Consider the following 24,019-nt stretch of genomic DNA (forward strand, 5'->3'; position numbering starts at 1 on the left):
GACGCCGCCGCACCGCGCGGGGACGCCGCCGCACCGCGCGGGGACGCCGCCGCACCGCGCGGGGACGCCGCCGCACCGCGCGGGGACGCCGCCGCGCCGCGCGGGGACGCCGCGCCGCGCGCCGCCGGCGCACCGCGCGCCGCCGCGTCGCCCGCGGGCGCCGACTCGCCACGCGCCGCCGCGGCGCGCGAGCTCGCCCGGGCCGTCGACCCGGCCCTGCTCGCGTTCGTCCTCGGCCTCGGGCTGATCGTCGCCGCGCTCGCCGGCCTCGGGCTCGCCGATCTCGTCACGAACGTCCTCCCCAGCGGCGACGCGCTCCCCGCGCTGCTCGGCGCGACCTTCCTCGCCGCGCTGCTGGCCAACCTGCTCAACAACGTGCCCGCGCTGCTCGTCCTCCTCCCCGCCGCCGCGGCCGCCGGGCCGCACACGGTGCTCGCCGTGCTGATCGGCGTCAACGTCGGCCCCAACCTCACCTACACGGGCTCGCTGGCGACGCTGCTGTGGCGGCGCATCCTGCACCACCACGGCGAGGAGCCGAGCCACGTCGAGTTCCATCGGCTCGGCGCCATCACCGTCCCGCCGATCCTCGTTGCCTGTACGGTCGCGCTGTGGCTCGTGACCTGAAAGTCCTCGCCTGGATCACGGAGAGCGGGTGGGAGGCGTGCGTGGACGCGGTGGCCCGCCTGCAACCGACGGAGATCACGCTCCTGCACGTCGCGACGACGGAGCTGCCAGGCCCGCCCGGCCGCCGGCATGAAGAGGTGATGAGCCGCATGGCGGCGCTCGCGGAGGAGGCCGCGCAGGCGCTGCTCGACGACGCCGTCGAGCGTCTGGACGACGGCACCGTGACCATTTACACACTCGCGGGCTCGGGACTGCCCGAGGATGTGGTCATGCAGGCTGCCGCCGACGCCGACCTCCTCGTCATCGCCCGCGACAACCGGCATCCGTCGCCGCATTCGATCTCCCACGCCGCGCGCTTCGTGGTCGACCACGCACCGTGCGACGTCGTGCTCGTCTGGCCGGGCGGCGGCCCCGACGGACCCCCGCCCAAGCCCAAGGCCAAGCCGAAGCCCAAGCCGAAACCGAAGCCCGAGCCGCTATGACCCTCCCGCCCTCCCCGCGCGGCCCGCACCTCCTCCAGACCGCCGGTTGGATCACGCGCCCCGGCCCGTACTCGCGCCGTCTGCGCGCGCGGTTCGGCGACACGTTCACGCTGCACGTCGACCGGCGTGCGCCGTGGGTCGTCCTCAGCCATCCCGACGACGTCAAAGCCGTCTTCACGGGTGACCCGAACGTGCTGCACGCGGGCGAGGGCAACGCGATCCTCAAGCCGCTGCTCGGCGCGCGCAGCGTGCTGCTGCTCGACGGGCCCGAGCACCTGAAGGAGCGCAAGACGCTGCTGCCGCCGTTCCACGGCGAGCGCATGCAGGCATACGGCGAGCTGATCCGCGAGATCGCGGAGCGCGAGGTCGCGAACTGGCCCACCCGCGGCCCGATCAGCGTCCGCCCGCGCATGCAGGAGCTGACGCTCGAGATCATCATGCGCGCCGTCTTCGGCACCACCGACGAGCGGCTGCGCGGCCACCTCGCGACGCTGCTGGACTGGATGACCGACACCGCGCGGCTGATGTTCGTCGTCGTCGCCGGCCCGGCGATGAGCGAGCGCGCGTTCCGCGGCATGCGGGCGCCGGTCGACGCGCTCCTGCGCGAGGAGATCGCCCGCCGCCGCAACGCGCCCGACCTCGCCGAGCGCGAGGACATCTTCTCGATGCTGCTCGCGTCCGGGATGGATGACGAGACGCTGCGCAACGAGCTGTTGACACTGCTCGTCGCCGGCCACGAGACGACCGCGACCGCGCTCGCGTGGGCGCTCGAGCGGCTCGCCCACCATCCGGAGACCTGGGCGAACCTCCGCGACGGCGACGAGGACTACCTCGACGCCGTCGTCAAGGAGACGCTGCGTCTGCGTCCGGTCGTCCCCGCGGTGCTGCGCCGCCTCAAGGCGCCGTTCGCGATCGCCGGCTACGAGCTGCCGGGAGGCGTGTGCGTGCAGCCGAACATCCTGCTGATGCACACCCGCGAGGACATCTACCCGGACCCGTTCGCGTTCCGCCCGGAGCGCTTCCTCGACACGCCCGCCGGCACGTACACGTGGATCCCGTTCGGCGGCGGCGTGCGCCGCTGCCTCGGCGCGAGCTTCGCGATCTTCGAGATGAAGGCCGTGCTGCGCGCGGTCACGCAGACGGTCGACACGCTGCGGCCCGTCGGGGACAGCGAGCGCCCGAGCCGCCGCGCGGTCACGCTCGTCCCGGCCAAGGACGCGACGATCAGCGTGGCGCGACGAACAGCGCCTGCGCGCCGCGAGCCACCGGTCCCGACCGGTCGCTGAGCGCCGACGTCGCCAGCCCCGCGCCGCCCTCGGCGAGCTGCGTGCGCGCGTCGAGCAGCACCCACTCGCCCACCGGCTCGCGCAGGAAGTGCACGGTCAGCTCGGTGTTGATGAACATGAACCGCGCCCAGTCGAGGACGTTGGACGCGCCGTTGCCCGAGTCGGCGACGACCATCACCCGCTGCCGCGGCGTCGGCTCCTCGCCCGCGACCACCGCGACCCGCATCCGCGTCCACACCGTCGCCGGCCCGCGGTCCGTCCAGCCGCCACGCGCCCAGCGCCACTCGACCGCGTTGGCGTAACCGAAGGCCTCGCCCAGCTGGGGCGGCGGCGGATCGGCCGACTCCGGCAACGCGACCGGCGCCTCCTCCTCGGTGCCGACCGGCGACCCGAGCACCCGCCACGCCCGCGCCCGCAGGAACGTGCGCTCACCGACGCGCAGCTCACCCGCCAGCAGCTCGACGGAGCGGCCCGGCCGCTCGACGGCCGTCGAGACCTCGACGTCCGCGATCGGCACCGCCCCGAGGATCTCGACGGTGACCCGCGCGAGCACCATGTCCTCGCGCGGCGACGTCCGCTCGAGCGCGCCGGTGAGGAGCGCCGACGGCGGCCCGGCGTGCTGATGCCGCGGGTCCCAGGGCCCGGACGTCCGCTCGGTCGCCCGGTAGCGCCCGTCGCCGAGTGGCTCGAAGAAGGCCTCGGAGCTCACGCGCCGCGCCCGCCCGCACCGGGTGAGCCGGTTTGGTCGCGGATTCCGCGACCAAACCGGCTCACCTCGCTGCTCCAGACTCGCGGAGGGCGTCGATCTCGCCGTCGTCGTAGCCCGCCTCGCGCAGCACCTCGGCCGTGTGCTCGCCGAGGCCGGGCGGGCCGCCCTCCGGCGAGGCCGGCGTCGCCGACAGGCGCACCGGCGTCGCCAGCAACCCGTCGACGACCATCTCGCGCGCGACCACCTGCTCGTCGCGCACGACCTCGTCGGCGTCGAGCACCGGCTCCAGGCAGCAGTCGTGCTCGGCGTTGAACGCCTCCCACTCCGCCCGCGTCCGCCCACCCAGGACCGCGGACACCTCGCCGTGGGCCCACGAGCCGGGCTCCTCGAACTGATGGGCGATCAGGTCCTCGCGCCCGACCCCGCGGCAGAACGCCGCCCAGAACTTCGGCTCCAAGGCGCCCATCGACACGTACCCGTCGGCGCACGCGTAGACCCGGTAACAGAGCAGCCGCCCGCCGAGCACGATCGAGCCCCGCCGCGGAGCGTCGCCGCCCGCGAGCATCCCCGCGAACGGCATCGCCAGCAGCGACAAGGCGCCGTCCGCCATCGAGATGTCGACGAACTGGCCCTCGCCCGAGCGCAACGCGGCGAGCACCCCGAACGCCGCCATCAGCGCGCCCCCGGCGAGGTCGGCGATCTGCGCCGATGCCATCACGGGCGGCCCGTCCGCGTCCCCGCTCAGCGACAGCACGCCGGTCCGCGCCAGGTAGTTGAGGTCGTGCCCGGCGCGGCCGCGCAGCGGCCCGTCCTGGCCGTAGCCGGTGATCGCGCAATACACGAGCGATGGCCGCGCCGCCCGCAGCACCTCGTACCCGACGCCCAGCCGGTCCATCACGCCCGGCCGGAAGGACTCGATCACGACGTCCGCGCCGGCCGCCAGCCGCAGGAACGCCAGCCGACCGCCCTCGCTCTTCAGGTCCAGTTGGATCGACCGCTTGCCGCGGTTCAAAGAAGCGAACGACGGTGGGTCGGCACGCGCGTAGTCGCCCGCGCCGGTGTCCTCGACCTTGATCACGTCCGCGCCGTGGTCGGCGAACAGCAGCGTGCAGTAGCCACCCGGCAGCAGCCGCGTCAGGTCGAGCACGCGCAGGCCCGACAACGACGACATCACAGCACCACACCCGAGATGCCTGAAACCGGACGGACGGGGCCGCGCTGCCCTGCCGCCAGGCTCGTCATAGGCCGAGCAGCTCCCGCGCCTCGGACACGGTCGCCAGCCGCCGGCCCGCATCGACGGCCATCCGCGCCGCCCGCGCGACCAGCTCCCCGTTGGACCGAGCCATCTCGCCGGAGGGCAGATAGAAGTTGTCCTCCAGCCCCACGCGCACGTTCCCGCCCAGCGAGAGCGCCGCCGCGAGCAGCCCCCACTGCGCCCGCGAGATCCCGATCACGCCCCACTGGTGCGGGACGTCGGGCACCTGCTCGGCCATGTGGGCGACGTTGCGCGCCGTCGGCCGGATGCCGCCGGTCACGCCCATCACGAACGAGACCTGCAGCGGCGGCTGCAGCACGCCCATGTCCAGCAGCGGATCCAACGAGGCCACGTGCCCCGAGTCGAAGCACTCGTGCTCCGGCCGGATCCCCACCGCGACCATCCCGGCGAGCAACTCGGTGATGGTGTCGAACGAGTTCTCGAAGACCGCCTTGAACACGAAGTCCTTGCGCCGGGCCGAGTACTTCGCGTAGTTCATCGAGCCCATGTTCAGGGCGCCGACCTCGGGCCGGAGCTCGGTCAGATAGGCGAGGCGCTTGGAGACCGGCACGCCGAGCGCGCCCGTCGAGTAGTTGACGATCACCGCGTCGCCGACCTCGCCGCGGATCGCGTCGGTGATCGCGCGGAAGTCCTCGATCTCATGCGACGGCGTGCCGTCCGGCTTGCGCGCGTGCAGGTGCACCATCACGCCGCCCTCGTCGACCACCCGCCGCGCCTCAGCCGCGTACTCGGCGGGCGTGTACGGAATCGCCGGGCATTGCTCGCGCGACGCGAGCGCCCCCGACATCGCGCAGGTGAGGATGACCGGACCCAAGCGGTCGAAGCTATCGCAGCGAGCCGTCCCGCGCGCCTTTGGCGGCGTACATCCCGCGATCGGCGTGCGCGAGCAGGTCCGCGGTGTCGCCTCCGTCGGCCGGGAACGTCGCCACGCCCATCGCCGCGCCCAGCGTGAGCGAGCGGCCGTCGAAGGAGATCGGCTCGCGCAGCGCCTCGGTGATCCGCTCCATCGAGTCGTGCACGGCCCCCGAGCGCCCGCCGAGGTCCGTCAGGACGACGACGAACTCGTCCCCGCCCAGCCGCGCGACCAGGTCACGCTCGCGCACCGAGCGCTTCAGACGGCGCGCGACCTCGCGCAGCGCCTCGTCACCCGCCGCGTGCCCCAGCGTGTCGTTGACCGCCTTGAAGCCGTCGAGGTCGACCAGCAGCAGCCCGACCGAGCGCGACCGCGCTCCCGCGCGGGTCAGGGCCGCGGCCAGGGTCCGCTCGAGCGCGCGGCGGTTGGCCAGGCCGGTCAGCGGGTCGGTGTCGGCCTCGTGGCGCGTGCGCCGGTCCTGCTCGACCCGCGCGGTCACGTCGTCGTAGGACGCCACCGCGCCGTAGAGCACGCCGTCGTCGTGGTACAGCGGGTTCGCGTGCACCTCGACCCACAACAGCGAGCCGTCGCGGCGGACGAAACGCACCACGAGCCCCGTGACCTCCTCGCCGCGCAACGCCCGCGGGAGCGGCAGCCGGTCGACGCCCAGCAGGTGTCCGCGGTCGTCGAGCAGGTCGACCGGAAGCGAGGTCAAAGGCCGGTCCATCATCTCGCCGAGCGGGACGCCGATCAGCTCGGCGGCGGCCTCGTTGGCCACGACGATCCGGGCGTCGGTGTCGATGACGACCACGCCCTCCTGCAGCCCCGAGAGGATCTCGCGGTTGAGCCGCTCGGACGCCTTCAACGACCGCTCGTGGAGCTTCTGCGCGGTGATGTTCCAGTAGGCCGCGAGGATCGAGCCGGCGCCGAGCGGCGTGAGCTGCGCACGCCACCACACGTCGCGCGGGGACTCGAGCTCGAACGTCTCCGCCTTCTGCGCGTCCACGGCCGCGCGCAGCGTGCGCATCCAGGCGTCGTCGCCGGGCAACTCCTGCGCCTTGGCCTCTTCGTTGGCGTACCGGAGCGTCAGCGCGTCACCGACCGCCTCCCAGACCTGGAGCCCGACCGGCACGACATCGAGGACGTGTCGATCCACGGTGCTCACACAGGTACTACGCCCCGCTTCTTCCAAGGACGCTCCACTTTCTTGCTTTCTGCGACCTGAAGCGCTCTGATGATAGTCGGGCGCGTCTCGCGAGGGTCGATGACGTCGTCGACCATGCCGTTGCCGGCCGCGACGTAGACGTCGATCAGCCCGCGGTACGCGTCGATCAGCTTCGCCTTCTCGGCGGCGGGGTCCTCGGCCGCCTCGACCTGCTTGCGGAAGACGATCTCGACCGCGCCTTCGGCGCCCATCACGGAGATCTCCGCGCTCGGCCACGCGACGATCAGGTCGGGCTCGTAGGCGCGCCCGTTCATGACGTAGTAGCCGGCGCCGTAAGCCTTGCGGATCACGACGGTGATCTTCGGCACCGTGGCGGACGCGACCGCGTGCAGCATCTTCGCGCCGTGGCGGATGATGCCCGCCGCCTCGACCTTCGTGCCGACCATGAACCCGGGGACGTCGACGAGGAACACGAGCGGGATGCCGAACGCGTCGCAGAGCGTGACGAAGCGCGCCGCCTTGTCGGCCGAGTCGTTGTCGAGGATGCCGCCGAGATGCTTGGGCTGGGAGGCGACGATCCCGACCGGGCGGCCGCCCATCCGCGCGAAGCAGGTGATGATCGTGCGCGCCCACTTGGGCTTGAGGTCGAACCACTCACCGTCGTCGACGATCAGCTTGATCACGTCGTACATGTCGTATGGCTTGCGGTTGGAGTCCGGCAGGACGTCGAGCAGCGCGTCCTCCGTCCGGTCCACCGGATCTCCCACCGCCAGCACCGGCGGCCGCTCCTCGCAGTGCGACGGGAAGAACGACAGGTACTGCTTGATGCGCTCGATGCACTCCTCGTCGTCGGCGACCTCGAGGTCCCCGACGCCGGACTTGCGGCAGTGCACGCGCGCGCCGCCGAGCTCCTCCTGCGTGACGTCCTCGCCGATCGCGGCGCGCACGAGGTGCGGCCCGGCAAGCGCCATCGACCCGCGGCCGGACACCATCGGCACGAAGTCCGCGAGGCCCGGGATGTAGGCCGTCCCCGCGGCGCACGGCCCCATCAGCGCAGCGACCTGCGGCACGACGCCGCTCATGACCACCTCCTCGCGGAAGAGGTAGCCCGTGCCCGCGAACAGCGACCCGACGGCCTCCTGGATCCGCGCACCGGCGCTGTCGAGCAGCCAGACGATCGGGATCCGCTTGGTCAGCGCCAGCTCGCGCAGCCGCGCGACCTTGATCTCGCCGGTCATCCCCATCGACCCGGCCATCACGGTGAAGTCGTAGGCGGCGACGGCGACCCAGCGCCCGTCGACCATGCCGTAGCCGGTGATCACGCCGTCCGCGGGCGCCTGCCTGCCGTCCATCGCGCGCTGTGAGAAGTGCGGGCGGGCGTGGATGCCCAGCTCCGTGAAGGTCCCGTCGTCGACGAGCAGCGCGATCCGCTCGCGAGCGGTGAGCTTCCCGGCTTCGTGCTGGCGGGCGATCTTCTCCTCGCCGCCGCCGAGCCGCGCGGCGGCACGACGTTCCTCGAGGTCAAGCGCGAGCGGTCGCAACATGCCCGTAGCGTGCCAGCCGAGCGTCCGCGAGGCGCAGCACGGAGGCGACGCTCCTCGCCTCCCGGGGGATCTCGACCGTCGCCGCGCGACAACCGACGCCGTGCTCGTCCGAGCTCAGCGCGCCGCAGGCCGCGGACACGACCCGTTGCGCCGCCTCGCCCGTCTCTGCCAGCAGGGCGCACAGCTGGACGCCACCGAGCCGGTAGACATGGCCCTCGGCGATCAGCGCCGTCTCCAGCCGCCGCGCGAGCGTCGTCAGGAGCGCGTCGCCCGCGGCCAGCCCGAAGTGGTCGTTGACCTTGCGCATCCCGTGCACGTCGAGCAGCGCGAACGTCGCCACCCGCTTCTCGCTCAGCAGCTGCCCGAGATCCTCGAGCAGCGAGCGGCGGTTCCCGAGCCGGGTCAGCGAGTCGTGGGTGGCGGCGAAGTGCAGCTCCGCGGCGGCTTCCGCGACGGCGCGGTTGGCGCGCCGCAACTCGACCTCCGCCATCGCCGCGCCCGCCAGGTCCTCGAGCACGCCGTGGTCGCGGCCGGTCCACTCGCGCGGCTCGTGGTCGATCGCGCACAACGCCCCGAGGCGGACGCCGTCGGAGGTCGTCAGCGGCACGCCGAGGTAGGCGACGATCCCGAACTCCTCGATCGACGGGTTGTCGCGGACCTTCGGGTGTTTGCGGGCGTCGACGACCTCCAGCGGCGCGCCGGAGTCGACGACGTGGCGGCAGAACGAGTGCGAGAGCGGCGTCTCGCGCAGCTCCCCGAGCCCGACCGAGGACTTGAACACCTGCCGATCGCCGGTGACGAGCGTGAACATCGCGACCGGCACGTGCAGCACCTCGGTGACGAGGCGGGTGACGCGGTCGAAGGCGCGCTCGGGCGGGGTGTCCACGAGGCCGCTCTCCGCCAGGGCGGCGAGGCGCTTCGGATCGCCGAGACCGTCGGTCATAGAAGGGCCCTCACGATCGAGGCGACCAGCGCGGTTCGCGTCGCCTTCTCCGCGAAGTCCTCGGGTGCCTCGAAGGCGGTGACCTCGAGGCCGACGACGTCGCACTCGCTCGCGACCTCGCTCAGCAGCGTCCGCAGCCCACTGTCCGAGAGTCCGCCCGGCACCGCGAACTGCGCCGGCAGCACGTCGGGGTCGAGCACGTCCATGTCGAGGTGCACGTAGACCTTCCGGCCGGCCAGGATCGAGGCCACCTCCGACGGCCGCCCGTTGCCCACGCCCGAGGTCTCGACCAGCACGCGCTCGCCCGGATCGAGGTCGCGGACGCCGCACATCAGCACCCGCCCGGGGTCGAGCGACGGCTCGAAGCCCGCGTCCCACTTCCCGCAGGCGGCCGACAGGCACATCCCCCCGAGGAAGCCGCTCGGGGTCGTCGCGGGGGTGTTGAAGTCGCCGTGCGCGTCCAGCCACAGCACGTGCACGTCCGGCGTATGGCGCACGACCGCCTGGAAGGTCGTCATGCAGATCGAGCAGTCCGACGACGTGAGCACGGGGAAGTGGCCGGCCGCGAGCATGTCGTCGACCTGGCCGCCGGCCTCGAGCAGGCAGCCGTGGGAGTCCCGGAGGTCGTCCTTGAAATCGGCCACGCGCGGCTCGCCGAACGCGCCGACCAGGCGGGCGTCCGGGTCCAGCGCGAGCGCCAGCGCCTCCGCCCCGCGCGAGCCGCCCGGCGTGCGGTCCGAGGTGCGGCAGCGCAGCGCGGTGACGCTCAACGCCCGGTCCACACCGGCTCCCGCTTCTCGAAGAACGCCTTCACGCCCTCCTGGATGTCCGCGGTCGAGAACGAGATCGTCAGCTGCGAGTGCAGGAACTCGATCGCGTCGGCGAGCGCCATGTCCTGCTGGCGGTGCATCGCGTCCTTGCCGAGGCGCATCAGCAGCGGCGACTTGGCGGCCAGCTTGCCCGCCCAGTCCGCGACGGCGGCGTCGAACTCGTCGGCTCCGACGACCTTGTTGACGATCCCGATCCGCTCCGCCTCATGCGCATCGATCTGCTCGCCCAGCAGCAGCAATTCGTTGGTCTTCTTGCGGCCGACGTTGCGGTAGATCAGCGCCATGATCATGAACGGGAAGACCCCGACGTTGATCTCCGGCGTGCCGAAGCGGGCGCCCTCCTTGGCGATGATCAGGTCGCAGGCGAGCGCGAGGCCGAGCGCCCCCGCGAGCACGTGCCCGTTGGCCGCGCAGAGGGTCGGCTTGCCCAGCTCGCCGATCAGGTGGAACAGGCGCGGGAAGCGATCGGTGGAGAAGTACTTCTCGCTCAGCGGCCGATCGGAGGCGAAGGCGCCGAGGTCCCCGCCCGCCGAGAAGACCTTCTCGTGGGTGGAGGTGAGCACGACGCAGCGCACGTCATCGTCGTCCCGCGCGGCGGACAGCGCGGCGATCAGGTCGTCCAGCAGCTGATCCGAGAGCGCGTTGCGGGCCTCTCGCCGGTCCATCGCCACGGTGGCGACACGGTCGGCGACGGAGTAGCTGACGGTCTCGTAGGACATCTGCCGCTCCACCCTAACCGCAGCGCGTAGATTGGCGCTATGGCTGCGACCGAAGTCCAGAAGCCCGATCACGCCGCTCCGCGCAAGCACTTCATCTTCAGCGAGGAGCATCAGGCGCTGCGTGAGTCGATCCACGCTTTCGTGGTCAAAGAGCTCGCCCCGCACGCGGAAGCCTGGGAGGAGACGACGTTCCCGGACTCGGTCTTCCCCCGCATGGGTGAGCTCGGCTTTTTGGGCCTGTCGATGCCCGAGACCTATGGCGGCCAGGGCGGCGACTACTTCGCGAACCTGGTGCTGGCCGAGGAACTCTCACATTCCGGTTCGGGCGGCCTGTGCATGGGGATCGCCGTCCACACGGACATGGCGACGCCGCCGATCCTGCAGTTCGGCACCGAGGAGCAGAAGCAGGCGTACCTCGTTCCCGCCATCAAGGGCGAGAAGATCAGCTGCCTCGGCATCACCGAGCCCGACGCCGGCTCGGACGTCTCCGGCATCCGCACGACCGCCGTCCGCGACGGCGACGAGTACGTCATCAACGGATCGAAGACGTACATCACGAACGGTCACCGCGCCGACTTCATCGTGCTCGTGACCAAGACGGACCCGGCGGCGGGCTACGACGGGTTCAGCCTGTTCCTCGTCGACATGGACTCGCCCGGCGTGGTGCGCGAGAAGCGGCTCGAGAAGCTCGGCATGCACGCGTCCGACACGGCGCTGCTGGCCTTCCAGGACGTGCGCGTGCCGGACACCGCGCTGCTCGGCCAACTGGGCAAGGGCTTCTACCACATCATGTGGGAGCTCCAGGGGGAGCGGCTGATCGGCGCCGCGGGCTGCGTCGCAGGCGCCGAGCGAGCGTTCGAGCGCACCCTGGCGTACGCCATGGAGCGCAAGGCGTTCGGGCGCGAGATCGGCCACTTCCAGTCGATCCGCCACAAGTTCGCGGCGATGGCGACCAAGATCGAGGCGTCGCGATCGCTCGTGTACTCGACCGCGTGGCGCTTCGCCAACGGCGAGTACCCGGTGCGCGAGATCTCGATGGCCAAGCTGCACGCGTCGCAGATGTGCTGCGAGGTCGCCGACGAGTGCCTGCAGATCTTCGGCGGCGCGGGCTACATGCGCGAGTACAAGATCGAGCGGGCGTGGCGTGACCTGCGGCTCAACCGCATCGGGGCGGGTACCGACGAGATCATGCTCGACGTGATCGGTCGTTCGTACGGGCTCTAGTCAGGAAGAGCGCGACGGCCGCGTTGCCGGCCGTCTTCTGGAGGTTCAGGATCTGTGCGAGGGGAAGCATCCCCCCTCCAGACGCGCGGGTTGAGCGCGAACTTCCCCGATTGGACAGAAGTTCGGTTTCCCGCCAGATGTGCGTCCAGTTAGGGTCCGTGGATGCGGAGGGTTTACCGTGGCGCCATCGGCGCCCTGGCCTCGCTCGCGTTCGCGTCGCCCGCAGTGGCCGCGGATCGCGTCGAGCCGCTCAATCAATACATCGTCACGGGCACGGATGCCGAGCTTGGGTCACTCGGCAAGCTCGGCTATGACGTGACCGAGGGCGCGGACGCGCCCGGCCGGACCGGCATCGTCGCGACCCCCACGGAAGCTGAGGGGCTCCGTGCAAAGGGCTTCGCGGTGCGCGCCGTCGGCAAGGAGAACACGACCAGCGTCGCGGCGGCCGAGGTCGCCCCGCTGGCGGACCCGGTGTGGGGCTACGACGTCTTCCGCCCCTACGCGCTCAAGCCGGCCCCGTGCCAGACGACCTGCTCCGGCGCGGTCGACGCCGACGGCAAGCCGATCTCGCTGATGGCCTACTACGACCTGCTCGCGGCCGCGAATCCCACGCTGGTCAAGCGCGAGGTCTACGGCAAGTCGCGGCTCGGGACCGACCTCGTCGCCTACAAGGTCACGGCCAACGCGAACACCGTCGAGGACGGCGCCAAGCCCGGCGTCATGTTCCACGGCGCGCAGCACGCCCGCGAGTGGATCTCGGCCGAGGTCGTGCGCCGCGGCTTCCAGTATTTCCTGTCGCACAAGGACGACGCGGCCTCCGGCATCCCGGGCATCCTGGCCTCGACCGAGACCTGGTTCATCCCGGTCCTGAACCCGGACGGCTACGACTACACGTTCCAGACGCGCGCCTCGCGCCTGTGGCGCAAGAACCTGCGCGACAACAATGGGAACGGCACGGTCCAGTCGGGCGACGGCGTCGACACCAACCGCAACTTCTCCGAGAAGTGGCGCTACGACAACGAGGGCGCGTCGGACACGATGTCGTCCGACACCTACCGCGGCCCGACGCCTGAGTCCGAGCCCGAGGTGTCCTCCTTCCACGCGCTGATGCACCGCATCAAGCCCGAGTTCTACGTCGACTACCACTCCTACGCGAAGCTCGTCCTGTACCCGGTCGGCTGGCAGGTGGAGACCTACGGCGGCGACACGCCGCTGATGGAGGCGCTCGCGGGCACCGACCGCGCGCCCGCGGTCGCCGGCTATGACCCCGACGTCGGTGGCGAGCTGTACACCACCAACGGCGAGATCACCGACACGATGTACCTGCAGGAGAACGTGATGGGCTACACCGTCGAGCTCGACGGGGGCTCCGGCTCGCCGGTCGGCGGCACGACCACCACGGGCAACGCGTACGGCTCCAACCCGTCCGGGTTCGTCTTCCAGGACCGCGAGTCCGACGTGCAGGCCGTCTTCACGAACAACCTGCCGTTCATGCTCGACCTGGCCAAGTCGGCGCCGACGCCGGACAACCCGTCCTCGCACCTGAACCCCGTGATCCCGGACTTCGTCCCGGTGACGTTCCCGACGTCCTACGGCGACCCGCAGACCGTCGAGGTCAACGTCAAGCGCTCGCTGGGCGCCGTGACGCTGAAGTGGCAGATCGGCTCGACCGTCTACACGGGCTCGACCACCGAGTTCAACGGCGGTGAGCGCTACGGCAAGTCCGGCGTCGTCTACCACCACATGCGCGGGTCGGTGACCGGCTTCAAGGCGGGCGACAGCGTGAAGGTGTGGTTCGAGGCGGGTGGGAAGAGCTCGGACCCGTTCACGTTCACGGCGTCGCCGAACGGGCGCGGGAACCGGGTGTTGGTGCTGTCGGCCGAGGACTACAGCGGGCTCTCGCCGAACACGGCGCCGTTCCCCGGGCCATCGTTCCTGTCGACGTACACCGACGCTCTGAGTGACGCCGGCATCCCCGCCGACGTCTACGACATCGACGCCCAGGGCCGCACGCAGGCCGACCTGCTCGGCGTTCTGAGCCACTACAAGGCGGTGGTCTGGTACACGGGCACCGACGACTACGTGCGCGATCCGGGTCAGACGACCGGCGTCACGAAGATGTACGACGACCAGATGAACTCGATCCGCGACTACCTCAACGAGGGCGGCAAGGTCCTGGTCGCGGGGCAGCGGAACCTCCAGGGCACGTGGTCGGAGTACTCCTACAACCCGCTCGGGCGCGTTCCGGCGTACCCGCAGTGCACGTCCAACACGGGCGCGACGGCGACGGGCCAGCTCGAGAACTGCGTGAACGTCTCCAACGACTTCCTGCAGTACTGGATGGGCGGGTACTCGCGAGCCAACCAGGCCACGACCGCGGCCGCCGTCGGCGCGCTGACGATCGCGGGCCAGGGCTCGTACTCGGACGCGTTCAAGCTGGTCGGCCAGTCGTTCCTCGGTCGGTACACGCTGACCTCGGCGCAGCTGGCGCCGGCGTCGTTCCCGCAGTTCGCGGACGCCAAGGCGACGCACGTCGTCCAGGGCACCTCGAACGTCGTGGGTTTGTCGACCAACCGCACGGTGATGTGGGGCTTCGGCCTGGAGAACATCGACGACCGCGCGGCGCGGGCCCGGCTGATCGGGCAGGGCCTGAAGTCGCTCGGGATCGACCCCTACGTCAACGCGGGTGGGAGCGCGGGCGGCTCGGTGCCGGCCACGCTGTCGCTGTCGCTGGGCGCCTCGCCGTCCTTCGGCGCGTTCACCCCGGGTGTCGCGAAGACCTACACGGCCTCCACGACCGCGAACGTCATCTCGACCGCGGCCGACGCGGCATTGACGGTCTCCGATCCCGGCCACCTGATGAACGGCACGTTCGCGCTGCCGCAGCCGCTCCAGGTCGCGTTCTCGAAGTCCGCCTGGACCGGCCCGACGTCGAACGAGTCGGTGACGATCGACTTCAAGCAGGACATCGCCGCGACCGACGCGCTGCGGACCGGGTCCTACTCGAAGACGCTCACCTTCACGCTCTCGACCACCACCCCATAACCTAAACCCCACCTAAATCCCCCAGGCCGGATTTAGGTAAACGCCACCTAAGGGGTCTGACCCTTTAGGTGGCGTTTAGTCGGTGGCCCGCCTATCGGAGGGCCACCGACTATCGTCACGTCCATGGGAGTCCTGGACGACAAAGTGGCGATCGTGACCGGCTCCGCCCGCGGCATCGGCCGCGCGACGGCGGAGCTGCTGAGCGAGCACGGCGCCAAGGTGATCATCAACGACCTCGACGCCGATCTGGCCGCGCAGGCGGCCTCTGAGATCGCGGGCGAGACGGCGGTCTACGGCGGCGATCTGACCAAAGGCGACGCGCCTGAGGCACTCGTCCAGACCGCGCTCGACGCGTGGGGCAAGATCGACATCATCGTCAACAACGCGGGCTACACGATCGACGCGCCGATCCACAAGATGTCCGACGACGCGTACCAGCGCATGCTCGACATCCACACGATCGTGCCGTTCCGCGTGATCCGGGCCGCCGCGCCGCACCTGCGCGAGCCGGCCAAGCAGGAGCGCGAGGAGGGCGTCGAGGTCTTCCGCAAGATCGTCAACGTGTCCTCGATCAGCGGCACGATGGGCAACGCCGGCCAGGCCAACTACGCGTCCGGCAAGGCGGCCGTGGTCGGCCTGACCAAGACGCTGGCCAAGGAGTGGGGCCAGTTCAAGATCAACGTCAACGCGGTCGCGTTCGGCTGGATCGAGACCCGCCTGACGGCCTCCAAGGACTCCGAGAACACCATGGAGATCGACGGCCAGAAGGTCCAGCTCGGCATTCCCGAGCAGATGCGCACGATGGCGCCGATGCTGATCCCGATCGGCCGCCCGGGCACGCCGGAGGAGGCCGCCGGCGGCGTGTTCTTCCTCTGCTCGCCGTGGTCGAACTTCGTCCACGGCCAGGTCCTGAACATCACCGGCGGCCAGTTCACGGGGATGACCTCATGAAGCTCGTCAAGCCGTCCGGCGAAGAGCGCGACGTCCCCCGCGGCGTCGTCGGCGGCGCCGAGATCTCCCAGGCCACGACCGGCGCGACCAACATCTACATGGGCATCTTCCGCGTGCCCGCCGGCTCGCGCGGCCGCCCGCACTACCACGACAACTGCGAGAGCGCGCTCTACATGCTCTCGGGGACGATCGAGATCCGCTTCGGCGACCAGCTCCAGGACTCGCTGCGCGTGGAGGCGGGGGACATGCTCTACGTCCCACCGCGCGAGACCCACACGGTCGAGAACGTCTCCCCGACCGAGCCGGCCGAGTACATCGTCGCCCGCGACTCACCCACCGAAGACTCCGTCGAGGTGCCCTGGGCGGACGCGCCGACAACCTAAACCCCACATTAAGTGCCTGACACCTTAGGTGGGGTTTAGGTCGAAGAGGGGTTGGTAGTGAGTCACCACTAGCTTGGCGCGCAGGCGCTCGATTCGCGCTTGACGGAGGAAGGAAGTGAGTGCACACTCACTTCTATGTCCTCCTCCACGTCTCGCATCCGTCCGCTCTGGACGTTCGCGATCGTCTCGGTCGCGCTCTTCATGGTCGTGCTCGACAACCTCGTCGTCACGACGGCCCTGCCCTCGATCCGCGCCGAGCTGGGCGGCGGGCTCGAGGCCCTCGAATGGACGGTCAACGCCTACACGCTGTCCTTCGCCGTCCTGCTGCTCACCGGCGCCGCGCTCGGCGATCGGTTCGGCCGCCGGCGCATGTTCGTCATCGGGCTCGGGATCTTCACCGGCGCGTCCGCCCTCGCGGCGCTGGCGCCCTCGACCGACGCGCTGATCGCGGCGCGCGCGCTGCAGGGTGCAGGCGCGGCGATCGTGACCCCGCTCACGCTCACGCTGCTCTCGACCGCGTTCCCGCCTGAGAAGCGCGGCCTCGCCCTCGGCGCATGGTCCGGCATCTCCGGTCTCGGCGTCGCGCTCGGCCCGCTCGTCGGCGGCGCCGTCGTCGACGGCATCTCCTGGCACTGGATCTTCTGGCTGAACGTGCCCACCGGCCTGGTCCTCGCCCCACTCGCCTACCGCAAGCTGACCGAGTCCTATGGCCCGTCCGACCGCCTCGACATCGGCGGCCTGGTCCTCGGCGGCGCCGGCCTGCTCGGCATCGTCTACGGCATCGTCCGCGGTGCCGAGCTCGGCTGGACCTCGACCACGGTGCTCGGCTCGCTCGTCGCCGGCGTCACGCTCCTCGCCGCCTTCGTCGCCTGGGAGCTGCGCTCCAGCGCCCCGATGCTGCCGATGCGCTTCTTCCGCAGCCGCGCCTTCTCCGCCTCCAATGGCGTCTCGTTCGCCATGTACTTCGGCGTCTTCGGCTCGATCTTCCTGCTCGCCCAGTTCTTCCAGGTCACCCAGCACATGTCCCCGCTGGAGGCCGGCCTGCGCACGCTCCCGTGGACCGCGATGCCGATGTTCGTCGCCCCGATCGCGGGCATCCTGTCCGACCGGATCGGCTCGCGGCCGTTGATGGTCACGGGCCTGGCGCTGCAGGCGATCGCGATCGGCTGGCTGGCCGACGTCTCGACCCCGACCGTCGCCTACAGCACGCTCGTGCTCCCGTTCATCCTCGCCGGCACGGGCATGGCGCTGGTCTTCGCGCCGACCGCCAACGCCGTCCTGAAGGCCGTCCGCCCGGAGGAGGCCGGTCAGGCCTCAGGCGCGACGAACGCGATCCGCGAGATCGGCGGGACGCTGGGCGTCGCCGTGCTGGCGAGCGTCTTCGCCGCCAACGGCTCCTACGCGTCGCCGCAGGCCTTCACCGACGGCCTGACGAGCGCGGCGTGGGTGGGCGCGGCGGTGCTGGCCGCGGGCGCGCTGATCGCCCTGCTGGTGCCGGGCAATGTCCGCACCTCGGAGGCTCAGGTCGCCGAGCCGGCGGTGGCCTTGTCGTAGAGCGCGCGAACCTCGGCGAAGATGGCGTCGGCCGCGGCCTGCTCCTGGTCGCGCGTCGGCGCATCGACGCGTTCGTAGGCGAAGGGCTCGCCGTAGTAGACGGTGACCTTCGGGAACTGCAGGCGCTTCCAGTTGCGGACGTGGGAGGACCCGACGATCGCGACCGGCACGATGGGAGCGCCGCTGAGCAGCGCAAGGCGGCCGATTCCGCGGCGGGGCTTGGTCGAGAGCTCCCCGGTGCGGGAGCGGCCGCCTTCGGCGTACATGGCCATCGTGTCGCCGCGGTCGAGCACGGTGACCGCGGTGACGAACGCCTCCTCGTCGGCGAAGCCGCGTCTGACCGGGAAGACGCCGCCCGGCGAGAAGACCTTCTCCATCGGCGGCTTGAACAGCTGCGACTTGGCCATGAAGTGGACCTTGCGCCGCAGCGCCACGCCGAGGAAGAAGTGATCCAGGAAGCTGAAGTGATTCGGCGCGAGGATCACGGGCCCTGTCGCCGGGACCCGCTCCGGGTTGTGGTTGCGCGCGCGGAAGAAGATCCACGCCATCAGGCTCATCAGGATCCGGACGACCTCGTAGACGAAGTTCGGCCGGTGCGTGCGCGTGCGCCGGTGGAAGCGGTCGAAGGCCTCCGCGGGGCGCGGGTCCTTATACGCCGATTCCTTGATCTCGACGAGATCGGGCTGGCTCATTAGGGGAAAGTATGCCCAAGCGGCGGGTAGCGGCGGGCGGGTCGTCCAGGAGTCCCGCCCGCCGCTTCCTATCGCCGGTTCGCCGTCCGCCGCGGGAGGAGAGGTCGCGACGTACAGCGATGTGAATGGTGCCGATGGAGCGCGTCAACACGTATCGACTACGTGTACGCAATAGGTGGGGCAACCGTCGACCGGGTGTCTATATCGTGCGGTTCGTGGCCAACGTCGAAGCAAACATCACGGGCACCGTCTGGAAGATCGAGGTGGCCGTCGGGGACGAGATCACCGAGGGAGACGTCGTCGTGATCCTCGAGTCGATGAAGATGGAGATGCCGATCGAGTCCGAGGACGACGGCACCGTCGCCGAGATCCTCGTCGCGGAGGGCCAATCCGTGCAGGAGGGCGACGTCCTCGTCGTCCTCTCCTAGCCATGGGCTCGGTGGTCGTCGACGCCCCGGCCGACGGCGTCGCGCGGGTGACGATCGCCAACCCGGCCAAGCGCAACGCGCTCGACCGGGGCGTGCTCGACGGGCTGGTCTCGGCCTTCGGTGCGGTGGACGCGCGGTGCGTCGTGCTCACCGGTGAGGGCAGCGTCTTCTCGGCGGGCTACGACATCGCCGACCTCTCGACCGACCACCTGGCCGAGGAGGCGGCGGAGCTGCTGACGCATCCGTTCGAGGCGGCGCTCGCCGCTCTGGACGCCGTCCCGGTCCCGGTCGTCGCCGCTCTGGGCGGGCACGCGTTCGGGGGCGGGCTCGAGCTGGCGGTCGCGTGCGACCTGCGGATCTGTGCCCCGAAAGCCCGGTTGGGGATGCCACCCGCGCGGCTCGGCGTCGTCTACTCGCCCACGGGCCTGCGTCGCTTCGTCGACGCGATCGGCTCCGCCCGCACCCGCGAGCTCTTCCTCACGGCGCGGCCGGTCTCGTCCGGCGAGGCGCTCTCCTGGGGACTGGTGAACGAGGTCACGTCGGACCCGGCCGCCCGGGCCGTCGCGCTGGCGGCGGAGATCGCCGCGCTGTCCCCGCTCTCGGTGCGCGGCAACAAACGCGTCCTGCAGGCCCTCGTCCCACCGCTCGACCCAGCGCTGGAGGCCGAGGTGAACGCGCTCCGCGACGAGGCGTTCCGCTCGGCCGACTTCGCCGAGGGCGTCCGCGCGTTCATCGAGAAGCGCGCGCCGCGCTGGCGAGGGCGCTGACCGCACGCGACGGGGGCGCCGCGCCCGCGCGGCCTCGCCGCGCCCGTCCGCCCGGCGGCCCCCGGCCGCTTCGCGGAGCCGTCCGGCGCGGCCCGTACCTTCCGGCAAACGAGCCCACTCGAATACCCGGGCCGTACGGCGGCCCAGGGGAGGAAGCCTGGATGCTGGATCTCGAGGACCGCCTGGACGAGCTGAATCAGCTCGGTCTGCACCAGCGCATGCGGATGGTCTCCGGACCGCAGGGCCCGCGGGTGGTGCTGGACGGGCGGCCGGTGCTGTTGCTGTGCTCCGGGAACGCGCTCGGGCTCGCGGACCATCCGAAGGTGCGCCAGGCGGCCGCGGACGCGGCGATGCGTTGGGGCGTGGGCGCCGGCGCGGCGCGCGTGTCGAGCGGGACGATGACGCTCCACCGCCGCCTCGAGGAGCGCTTGGCCTCCTTCACCGGCCGGCGGGCGGCGCTGCTGTTCGGCAGCGGCGCGATGGCCAACATGGGCGTGATCGCGGCGCTCGCGCGACGTGGTGAGATCGTGCTGCACGACGAGCTCAGCCACTCGTCGATCGTCGACGGCTGCCGGCTCTCGGGCGCCGAGGTGATGGCCTACCGGCACGCCGACGCCGAGCACCTCGCCTGGACGCTGCGCCAGTGCGACGGCCGCGCGACCCTGATCGCCACCGACGGGATGTTCGGCATGGACGGCGACGTCGCGCCGCTGCGCGAGATCGTCGAGCTCGCCCGCCGCCATGACGCCCGCGTGCTGGTCGACGAGGCGCACGCCCTCGGCGCCCTCGGCCCCGGTGGGCGCGGCGCGGTCGCCGAGGCGGGCCTCGTGGGTGAGGTCGACATCATCACCGGGACGTTGGGCAAGGCGCTCGGCTCCTACGGCGGCTTCGTCGCCTGCGACCACGTCACCGCCCGCTTCCTCGTGCACTCCGCCCGCACGCTCCTCTACTCCACCGCGCTGCCGCCCGTGGCCGCCGCCGCCGCGATGGCCGCCCTCGACCTGCTCGAGGAGCAGCCCCGCCGCGTGGACAAGCTGCGCACGAACGCGGAGGCGCTGCGCGACGGCCTCGCCCGCGAAGGCTTCGAGGTGTCGGGCGCCGCCGCCCACGTCGTCCCGCTCGTCGTCGGCGACGCCGACCTCGCCTGCCGGATCGTCGACCACGCACTCGAGCTCGGCGTCTTCGCCGAGGCGGTCCGCCCACCCGCCGTCCCCGAAGGCACCGCCCGCGTGCGCCTCTCGGCCATGGCCTCCCACACCCGCCAGGAGCTGCGCGGCGCGGCCACCGCGCTGGGCCGCGCGGCCCTGCGGGCGGGCTTCCGCCCGGGGGCCGGCATCCCCGTCGCGGCCGCCCACGTCTTCGACGGCGAATCGCCCGCCCTGCGCGCCGCCTGACCACCCGCGGCGAGGCGCGATCGCCCGCTGGCGCGCCTCGCCGCGGCGCCGCTTCGCCCGGACCGTGTGTCCAACACCCGCCCGCGAATCTCGGCCACGCGTCCAACCTGGATCCCGCGCGGGCGCAATTCAATGCCGGGTATGGCCGCCGCAGAGCTCCACGTCGTCCCGCACACCGCGACCGGTGGGTGGACCATCGCGACCGCAGCGGGGCCGATCTGGTTCGCGACGCTGGATGAAGCGCAGGAAACGGCGCTCAACCAGGCCCGCCGCTACGACACGCCCGTGTTCCTGCACGACCGGTATCACCGGGTGCGCAGGATCACTTACGCGTAACGCAGGACCGTCTCCACGACGAGGGCCGCGTTGTCGGGAGCGCGGCGCCCGTCGGGGAGCGTCAGGACGTCCTCGAGCCCGATCCGGATCTCGCGGCCGATCAGGACCGCCGCGTCGAGCACGGCCCAGGTCGCCGGCCCGACGCCGTGGTGGAGCCGGGGAGCGCGGACGAAGACGCGGTCGAGCGCGGCGTCGATGTCGCGGGCGGTCGCGACGGCCTCGTCGGCGTTCTCGGTGCGCGGCTCGACGAGCACGCGCCGCACCTGGACGCCGCTCTCGGCGAGGATCTCGGCGTCGCGGGCGGTCCACACACCCGCCTCGATGCCGATCCCGCGCGCGGTGACGAGGTCGGCCAGCTCGCGCCAGCCCTCCTCGCTCAGGTTCAGCGAGATCAGGTCCGGCGTCGCCGTCCACTCGGAGATCATCCGCGCGCGGACATCGACGTCGCCGCCGGTGATCCACAGGCCGGTGGAGAAGGAGATCTCGATACCCGGGGCGGCCTCGCGCATCGCGACCACCGCGGCGGCGATGTCGCGGGGATCGAGCGACTCGTGTCCCTCGCGGTCGCGCGGGTGCGCGTGCAGCGAGACCGCGCCCGCGGCCACGCACGCCCGCGCCGCCTCCGCCAACTCGGCCGGCGAGCGCGGGACGCCCGTCTCGTGGTCGCCGTTCAGGCAGGCCTGGAGGACCATGCCACCGGAGCCGAGACCAGAGCCAACAACAACGCGCACGCCAGGAACGTCCAACGCGTCCCCACCCACGGGATCAGCCCGAGCGTCGCCGCGAAGTTCCCCACGAGCCCGCCCGCCGTGCCGAGCGCGTAGAGCCGTCCCGTCACGTCACCCGCCGCGGAGACCGAGCGCATCCGCAGCCGGATCGCCCACGGCGACAGTGCACCCAGCACGAGCACCGGCGGCGCCACGAGCACGATCTGCACGAACAGCGAGCCCGAGAACTCGCCCAGCGAGTCCTCGGTCACGTTCAGCAGCGGGATCGCCAGCAGCGGGATCAACGCGACCAACGCCGCGCCGAGCAATGCCATCCGCGCCAGCCCGCGGGCGTGCGGGTGACGATCCGCGAGCCGCCCGCCGACCCAGTACCCGCCCGCCAAGGCGACCAGCACGATCGCGATCGTGTTCGCCCACACCACGGTCGACGCCCCGAAGGCGGGCGCGATCAGCCGCGCCGCGGCGATCTCCGCGCCCAGCGTCGAGATGCCGGCAACGAAGACGATCCCCTCGGGGAACCCCCACGGCTCCTTGCGCACGCCGACGGCCGCGCTCATGACCCACCCTCCGCCGCGTACGTGACGATCGAGGCATCGATCAGCCACTCGACCGGCGCGCGGTCGTCGGTGAAGACCGTCCCGCCGCGCAGCGCCGGCGCGATCAGCCCCGCGTTGATCGCCGCCAGCGACGTCAGGTCGCCCGGCAGCGGCGCCTCGCGCACCGCCTCGGCGCTCAGTTGCGAGTCGGAGGCGATGACGAGCGAGTTCAAGTTCTGGATCGGATCGCGGGCGACGTGCGCGAACACCTTCCCGAGCGTCGCGCTCAGCGCCTTCTCGAGCTCCTGCGACTCCTCGGGATGGCCGACGTTGATGATCACCGACCCGCCGGGGTTCAAGCGGTCCCGGACGAGCGAGAAGAACTCCCGCGTCGTCAGGTAGAACGGGATGTACGGCTGCCGGTACGCGTCGACGAAGATCGAGTCGTACTTCTCGGACGTCGACCGCAGGAACGGCCGCGCGTCCTCGGCGAACTCCCGCAGCTGCGGCCGTGCTTCGAGCCCGAAGTACTTCCGCCCGATCTTGAACAGCTCCGGGTCGATGTCGACGGCGTCCACCCGCGTGTCCGGGAAGTAGTGCGCGTACGCCCGCGGCACCGTCCCGCCCGCCGTGCCCAACGCGGCGATCCGCGCCGGCGGCCGCCCCGAGCCCGTCGCGAACGGCAGCACGAGGAACCCGTCCCAGTAGCCGCCCGTCAGCACGGTGTCCGGCCGCCACAGCGAGTGGATCGCCTGCCCCTCGTTGAGTTCGAGCTTGCGCGTGCCGTCGGCCTCCTCGACCACCCGCGCGTACTGGTACGGCGTCTCCTTCTCGTAGAGCACGCGCCCGTCCTCGGCCGGCTTGGTCGTCCCCACCGGCAGCGCCAGCGCCGCCAGGAGCAGCACCGGCACGATCACGAACCGCCCGCCGAGTCGCAGCCCGGAGACCAAGGCCGGAACGCAGGCGAGGACGAGGAACGTCCGCTGCGTCCCGATCGCCTCGATCGCCCACAGCGACACGAAGAACACGCCGATCAAGGAGCCGACGGTCGAGAGCGCGTAGAGCCGCCCCGCCACCACGCCCGACTCCTCCACCGACTCCAGCTTGAGCCGCGTCGCCCACGGCGATACCGCCCCCAGCAACAGCAGCGGCACCGCCACCAGGACCAAGGTCCCGAACAGCGACGCCGTGAACGCGCCGACGCTCAGCTCGTCGAACGCGCTCACCGACAGCGAGAGGAACGGGTGCGCGATGAACGGCACGATCGCCAGCAGCGCGCTCCCCAGCAGGACCAGCGCGTTCAGGGCCCGCGGGTCGGGCCGCCGGTCCGCCAGCCGCCCGCCCAGCCAGTACCCGACCGACAGCGCCAGCAGCACGACCGCGATCGTGTTCGCCCAGATCACGGTCGAGGACCCGAAGAACGGCGCCATCAGCCGCTGGGCGGCGATCTCCGCCCCCAGCGTGCTCATACCCACCGCGAAGACGAGGGTCTCCAGCGGCAGCGCCAGGCCCTTCGCGGCGCTCGACCGAAGCGCTGTCACAAACGCAAA

The 24,019-nt window shown here is 71.5% G+C and carries 24 protein-coding genes; 12 read left to right on the forward strand and 12 right to left on the reverse strand.

The features are described 5' to 3' along the window. From G569_RS44280 to G569_RS44290, 3 genes are all read left to right on the forward strand, one after another. Window positions 1-624, forward strand: a 624-nt coding sequence (locus G569_RS44280) for an ArsB/NhaD family transporter (RefSeq protein WP_306764981.1), incomplete at its 5' end; no start/stop codon positions are given. After that, the gene (locus G569_RS44285) at window positions 609-1,106 is read left to right on the forward strand and encodes a universal stress protein (protein ID WP_211232872.1); all 498 of its coding nucleotides are present in this window, start codon (window positions 609-611) and stop codon (window positions 1,104-1,106) included. The genes G569_RS44280 and G569_RS44285, both read left to right, overlap by 16 nt. Next, on the forward strand, window positions 1,103-2,392 hold the full coding sequence (locus tag G569_RS44290; protein WP_053225623.1) for a cytochrome P450: 1,290 nt from the start codon (window positions 1,103-1,105) through the stop codon (window positions 2,390-2,392). Before G569_RS44285 ends, G569_RS44290 begins: the two co-directional genes overlap by 4 nt. On the opposite strand, the gene G569_RS0100020 is transcribed toward G569_RS44290, so the two are convergent. The 8 genes from G569_RS0100020 to G569_RS0100055 form a co-directional block, all read right to left on the reverse strand. Next, window positions 2,331-3,101 carry a thioesterase family protein gene (locus G569_RS0100020; protein WP_028061885.1) on the reverse strand — a complete coding sequence of 257 codons (771 nt, stop codon included), beginning with the start codon at window positions 3,099-3,101 and terminating at the stop codon, window positions 2,331-2,333. The two genes, G569_RS44290 and G569_RS0100020, sit on opposite strands and share 62 nt — an antisense overlap. Before the next feature lie 61 nt (window positions 3,102-3,162). Then, window positions 3,163-4,272, reverse strand: a complete 1,110-nt coding sequence (locus G569_RS0100025) for a CaiB/BaiF CoA transferase family protein (RefSeq protein ID WP_028061886.1) — start codon at window positions 4,270-4,272, stop codon at window positions 3,163-3,165. Between the two features lie 67 nt (window positions 4,273-4,339). Continuing rightward, window positions 4,340-5,191 carry a beta-keto acid cleavage family enzyme gene (locus G569_RS0100030; RefSeq protein ID WP_028061887.1) on the reverse strand — a complete coding sequence of 284 codons (852 nt, stop codon included), beginning with the start codon at window positions 5,189-5,191 and terminating at the stop codon, window positions 4,340-4,342. Between the two features lie 10 nt (window positions 5,192-5,201). Continuing rightward, window positions 5,202-6,386, reverse strand: coding sequence for a sensor domain-containing diguanylate cyclase (locus G569_RS56905; protein ID WP_157591725.1), 1,185 nt, complete (start codon window positions 6,384-6,386; stop codon window positions 5,202-5,204). Between the two features lie 5 nt (window positions 6,387-6,391). After that, window positions 6,392-7,939, reverse strand: a complete 1,548-nt coding sequence (locus G569_RS0100040) for an acyl-CoA carboxylase subunit beta (RefSeq protein WP_037494114.1) — start codon at window positions 7,937-7,939, stop codon at window positions 6,392-6,394. Next, window positions 7,917-8,882, reverse strand: coding sequence for a sensor domain-containing diguanylate cyclase (locus tag G569_RS56910; RefSeq protein WP_053225625.1), 966 nt, complete (start codon window positions 8,880-8,882; stop codon window positions 7,917-7,919). Before G569_RS56910 ends, G569_RS0100040 begins: the two co-directional genes overlap by 23 nt. Further along, the gene (locus G569_RS44305; protein ID WP_053225626.1) at window positions 8,879-9,664 is read right to left on the reverse strand and encodes an arginase family protein; all 786 of its coding nucleotides are present in this window, start codon (window positions 9,662-9,664) and stop codon (window positions 8,879-8,881) included. The genes G569_RS56910 and G569_RS44305 overlap by 4 nt, the downstream gene beginning before the upstream one ends. Continuing rightward, the gene (locus tag G569_RS0100055; RefSeq protein WP_028061890.1) at window positions 9,649-10,431 is read right to left on the reverse strand and encodes an enoyl-CoA hydratase/isomerase family protein; all 783 of its coding nucleotides are present in this window, start codon (window positions 10,429-10,431) and stop codon (window positions 9,649-9,651) included. Before G569_RS0100055 ends, G569_RS44305 begins: the two co-directional genes overlap by 16 nt. A 39-nt stretch (window positions 10,432-10,470) precedes the next feature. Between G569_RS0100055 and G569_RS0100060 the strand changes: the two genes are divergently transcribed. The 5 genes from G569_RS0100060 (at window position 10,471) to G569_RS0100080 (ending at window position 17,588) form a co-directional block, all read left to right on the forward strand. Further along, the gene (locus G569_RS0100060; protein ID WP_053225627.1) at window positions 10,471-11,655 is read left to right on the forward strand and encodes an acyl-CoA dehydrogenase family protein; all 1,185 of its coding nucleotides are present in this window, start codon (window positions 10,471-10,473) and stop codon (window positions 11,653-11,655) included. A 162-nt stretch (window positions 11,656-11,817) separates the two neighbouring features. After that, window positions 11,818-14,700 carry a M14 family metallopeptidase gene (locus G569_RS44310; RefSeq protein WP_084283974.1) on the forward strand — a complete coding sequence of 961 codons (2,883 nt, stop codon included), beginning with the start codon at window positions 11,818-11,820 and terminating at the stop codon, window positions 14,698-14,700. Between the two features lie 123 nt (window positions 14,701-14,823). Beyond that, window positions 14,824-15,651 (forward strand): SDR family NAD(P)-dependent oxidoreductase, encoded by an 828-nt coding sequence (locus tag G569_RS0100070; RefSeq protein WP_028061892.1) that lies wholly within the window; start codon window positions 14,824-14,826, stop codon window positions 15,649-15,651. Further along, the gene (locus G569_RS44315) at window positions 15,648-16,034 is read left to right on the forward strand and encodes a cupin domain-containing protein (RefSeq protein WP_053225629.1); all 387 of its coding nucleotides are present in this window, start codon (window positions 15,648-15,650) and stop codon (window positions 16,032-16,034) included. The genes G569_RS0100070 and G569_RS44315 overlap by 4 nt, the downstream gene beginning before the upstream one ends. 135 nt (window positions 16,035-16,169) lie before the next feature. Then, window positions 16,170-17,588, forward strand: coding sequence for an MFS transporter (locus G569_RS0100080; RefSeq protein WP_028061893.1), 1,419 nt, complete (start codon window positions 16,170-16,172; stop codon window positions 17,586-17,588). Here the strand turns inward: G569_RS0100080 and G569_RS44320 are convergent. Continuing rightward, window positions 17,555-18,280, reverse strand: a complete 726-nt coding sequence (locus G569_RS44320; protein WP_053225630.1) for a lysophospholipid acyltransferase family protein — start codon at window positions 18,278-18,280, stop codon at window positions 17,555-17,557. The genes G569_RS0100080 and G569_RS44320 overlap by 34 nt on opposite strands. A 215-nt stretch (window positions 18,281-18,495) precedes the next feature. Between G569_RS44320 and G569_RS0100090 the strand changes: the two genes are divergently transcribed. The 4 genes from G569_RS0100090 to G569_RS0100105 all read left to right on the forward strand — a co-directional run bounded on the left by G569_RS0100090 (window position 18,496) and on the right by G569_RS0100105 (window position 21,205). Next, entirely contained in the window at window positions 18,496-18,708 is a 213-nt protein-coding gene (locus G569_RS0100090; protein ID WP_028061894.1) for a biotin/lipoyl-binding carrier protein, read from the forward strand. 2 nt (window positions 18,709-18,710) lie between these two features. After that, window positions 18,711-19,475 (forward strand): enoyl-CoA hydratase/isomerase family protein, encoded by a 765-nt coding sequence (locus G569_RS0100095; protein ID WP_037494116.1) that lies wholly within the window; start codon window positions 18,711-18,713, stop codon window positions 19,473-19,475. A gap of 161 nt (window positions 19,476-19,636) precedes the next feature. Further along, window positions 19,637-20,869 (forward strand): aminotransferase class I/II-fold pyridoxal phosphate-dependent enzyme, encoded by a 1,233-nt coding sequence (locus G569_RS44325; RefSeq protein ID WP_064750234.1) that lies wholly within the window; start codon window positions 19,637-19,639, stop codon window positions 20,867-20,869. 141 nt (window positions 20,870-21,010) lie between these two features. Beyond that, a complete protein-coding gene (locus tag G569_RS0100105) occupies window positions 21,011-21,205 on the forward strand; it encodes a DUF2188 domain-containing protein (protein ID WP_028061896.1) in 195 nt (64 codons plus the stop codon). Here G569_RS0100105 and G569_RS0100110 read toward each other — a convergent pair. The 3 genes from G569_RS0100110 to G569_RS44330 are packed head-to-tail and all read right to left on the reverse strand — an operon-like array spanning window position 21,196 to window position 24,010. After that, entirely contained in the window at window positions 21,196-21,936 is a 741-nt protein-coding gene (locus G569_RS0100110) for a 3-keto-5-aminohexanoate cleavage protein (RefSeq protein ID WP_245602322.1), read from the reverse strand. The genes G569_RS0100105 and G569_RS0100110 overlap by 10 nt on opposite strands. Next, window positions 21,876-22,490, reverse strand: coding sequence for a fused MFS/spermidine synthase (locus G569_RS0100115; RefSeq protein ID WP_028061898.1), 615 nt, complete (start codon window positions 22,488-22,490; stop codon window positions 21,876-21,878). Before G569_RS0100115 ends, G569_RS0100110 begins: the two co-directional genes overlap by 61 nt. Beyond that, window positions 22,487-24,010, reverse strand: coding sequence for a spermidine synthase (locus tag G569_RS44330; protein WP_245602324.1), 1,524 nt, complete (start codon window positions 24,008-24,010; stop codon window positions 22,487-22,489). The genes G569_RS0100115 and G569_RS44330 overlap by 4 nt, the downstream gene beginning before the upstream one ends. Between the last annotated feature and the right edge of the window lie 9 nt (window positions 24,011-24,019).

Origin of the sequence: Solirubrobacter soli DSM 22325, from assembly GCF_000423665.1 — a bacterium.
In the GTDB taxonomy this organism is placed as follows: Bacteria; Actinomycetota; Thermoleophilia; order Solirubrobacterales; family Solirubrobacteraceae; genus Solirubrobacter; species Solirubrobacter soli.

Coding starts and splice junctions, on each gene's coding strand:
- G569_RS44290 (WP_053225623.1), top strand. CDS start 1,103: ATGACCCTCCCGCCCTCCCCGCGCGGCCCGCACCTCCTCCAGACCGCC.
- G569_RS0100025 (WP_028061886.1), bottom strand. CDS start 4,272: ATGTCGTCGTTGTCGGGCCTGCGCGTGCTCGACCTGACGCGGCTGCTG.
- G569_RS0100040 (WP_037494114.1), bottom strand. CDS start 7,939: ATGTTGCGACCGCTCGCGCTTGACCTCGAGGAACGTCGTGCCGCCGCG.
- G569_RS56910 (WP_053225625.1), bottom strand. CDS start 8,882: ATGACCGACGGTCTCGGCGATCCGAAGCGCCTCGCCGCCCTGGCGGAG.
- G569_RS0100055 (WP_028061890.1), bottom strand. CDS start 10,431: ATGTCCTACGAGACCGTCAGCTACTCCGTCGCCGACCGTGTCGCCACC.
- G569_RS0100060 (WP_053225627.1), top strand. CDS start 10,471: ATGGCTGCGACCGAAGTCCAGAAGCCCGATCACGCCGCTCCGCGCAAG.
- G569_RS44310 (WP_084283974.1), top strand. CDS start 11,818: ATGCGGAGGGTTTACCGTGGCGCCATCGGCGCCCTGGCCTCGCTCGCG.
- G569_RS0100070 (WP_028061892.1), top strand. CDS start 14,824: ATGGGAGTCCTGGACGACAAAGTGGCGATCGTGACCGGCTCCGCCCGC.
- G569_RS44315 (WP_053225629.1), top strand. CDS start 15,648: ATGAAGCTCGTCAAGCCGTCCGGCGAAGAGCGCGACGTCCCCCGCGGC.
- G569_RS0100080 (WP_028061893.1), top strand. CDS start 16,170: ATGTCCTCCTCCACGTCTCGCATCCGTCCGCTCTGGACGTTCGCGATC.
- G569_RS44320 (WP_053225630.1), bottom strand. CDS start 18,280: ATGAGCCAGCCCGATCTCGTCGAGATCAAGGAATCGGCGTATAAGGAC.
- G569_RS0100095 (WP_037494116.1), top strand. CDS start 18,711: ATGGGCTCGGTGGTCGTCGACGCCCCGGCCGACGGCGTCGCGCGGGTG.
- G569_RS44325 (WP_064750234.1), top strand. CDS start 19,637: ATGCTGGATCTCGAGGACCGCCTGGACGAGCTGAATCAGCTCGGTCTG.
- G569_RS0100105 (WP_028061896.1), top strand. CDS start 21,011: ATGGCCGCCGCAGAGCTCCACGTCGTCCCGCACACCGCGACCGGTGGG.
- G569_RS0100115 (WP_028061898.1), bottom strand. CDS start 22,490: ATGAGCGCGGCCGTCGGCGTGCGCAAGGAGCCGTGGGGGTTCCCCGAG.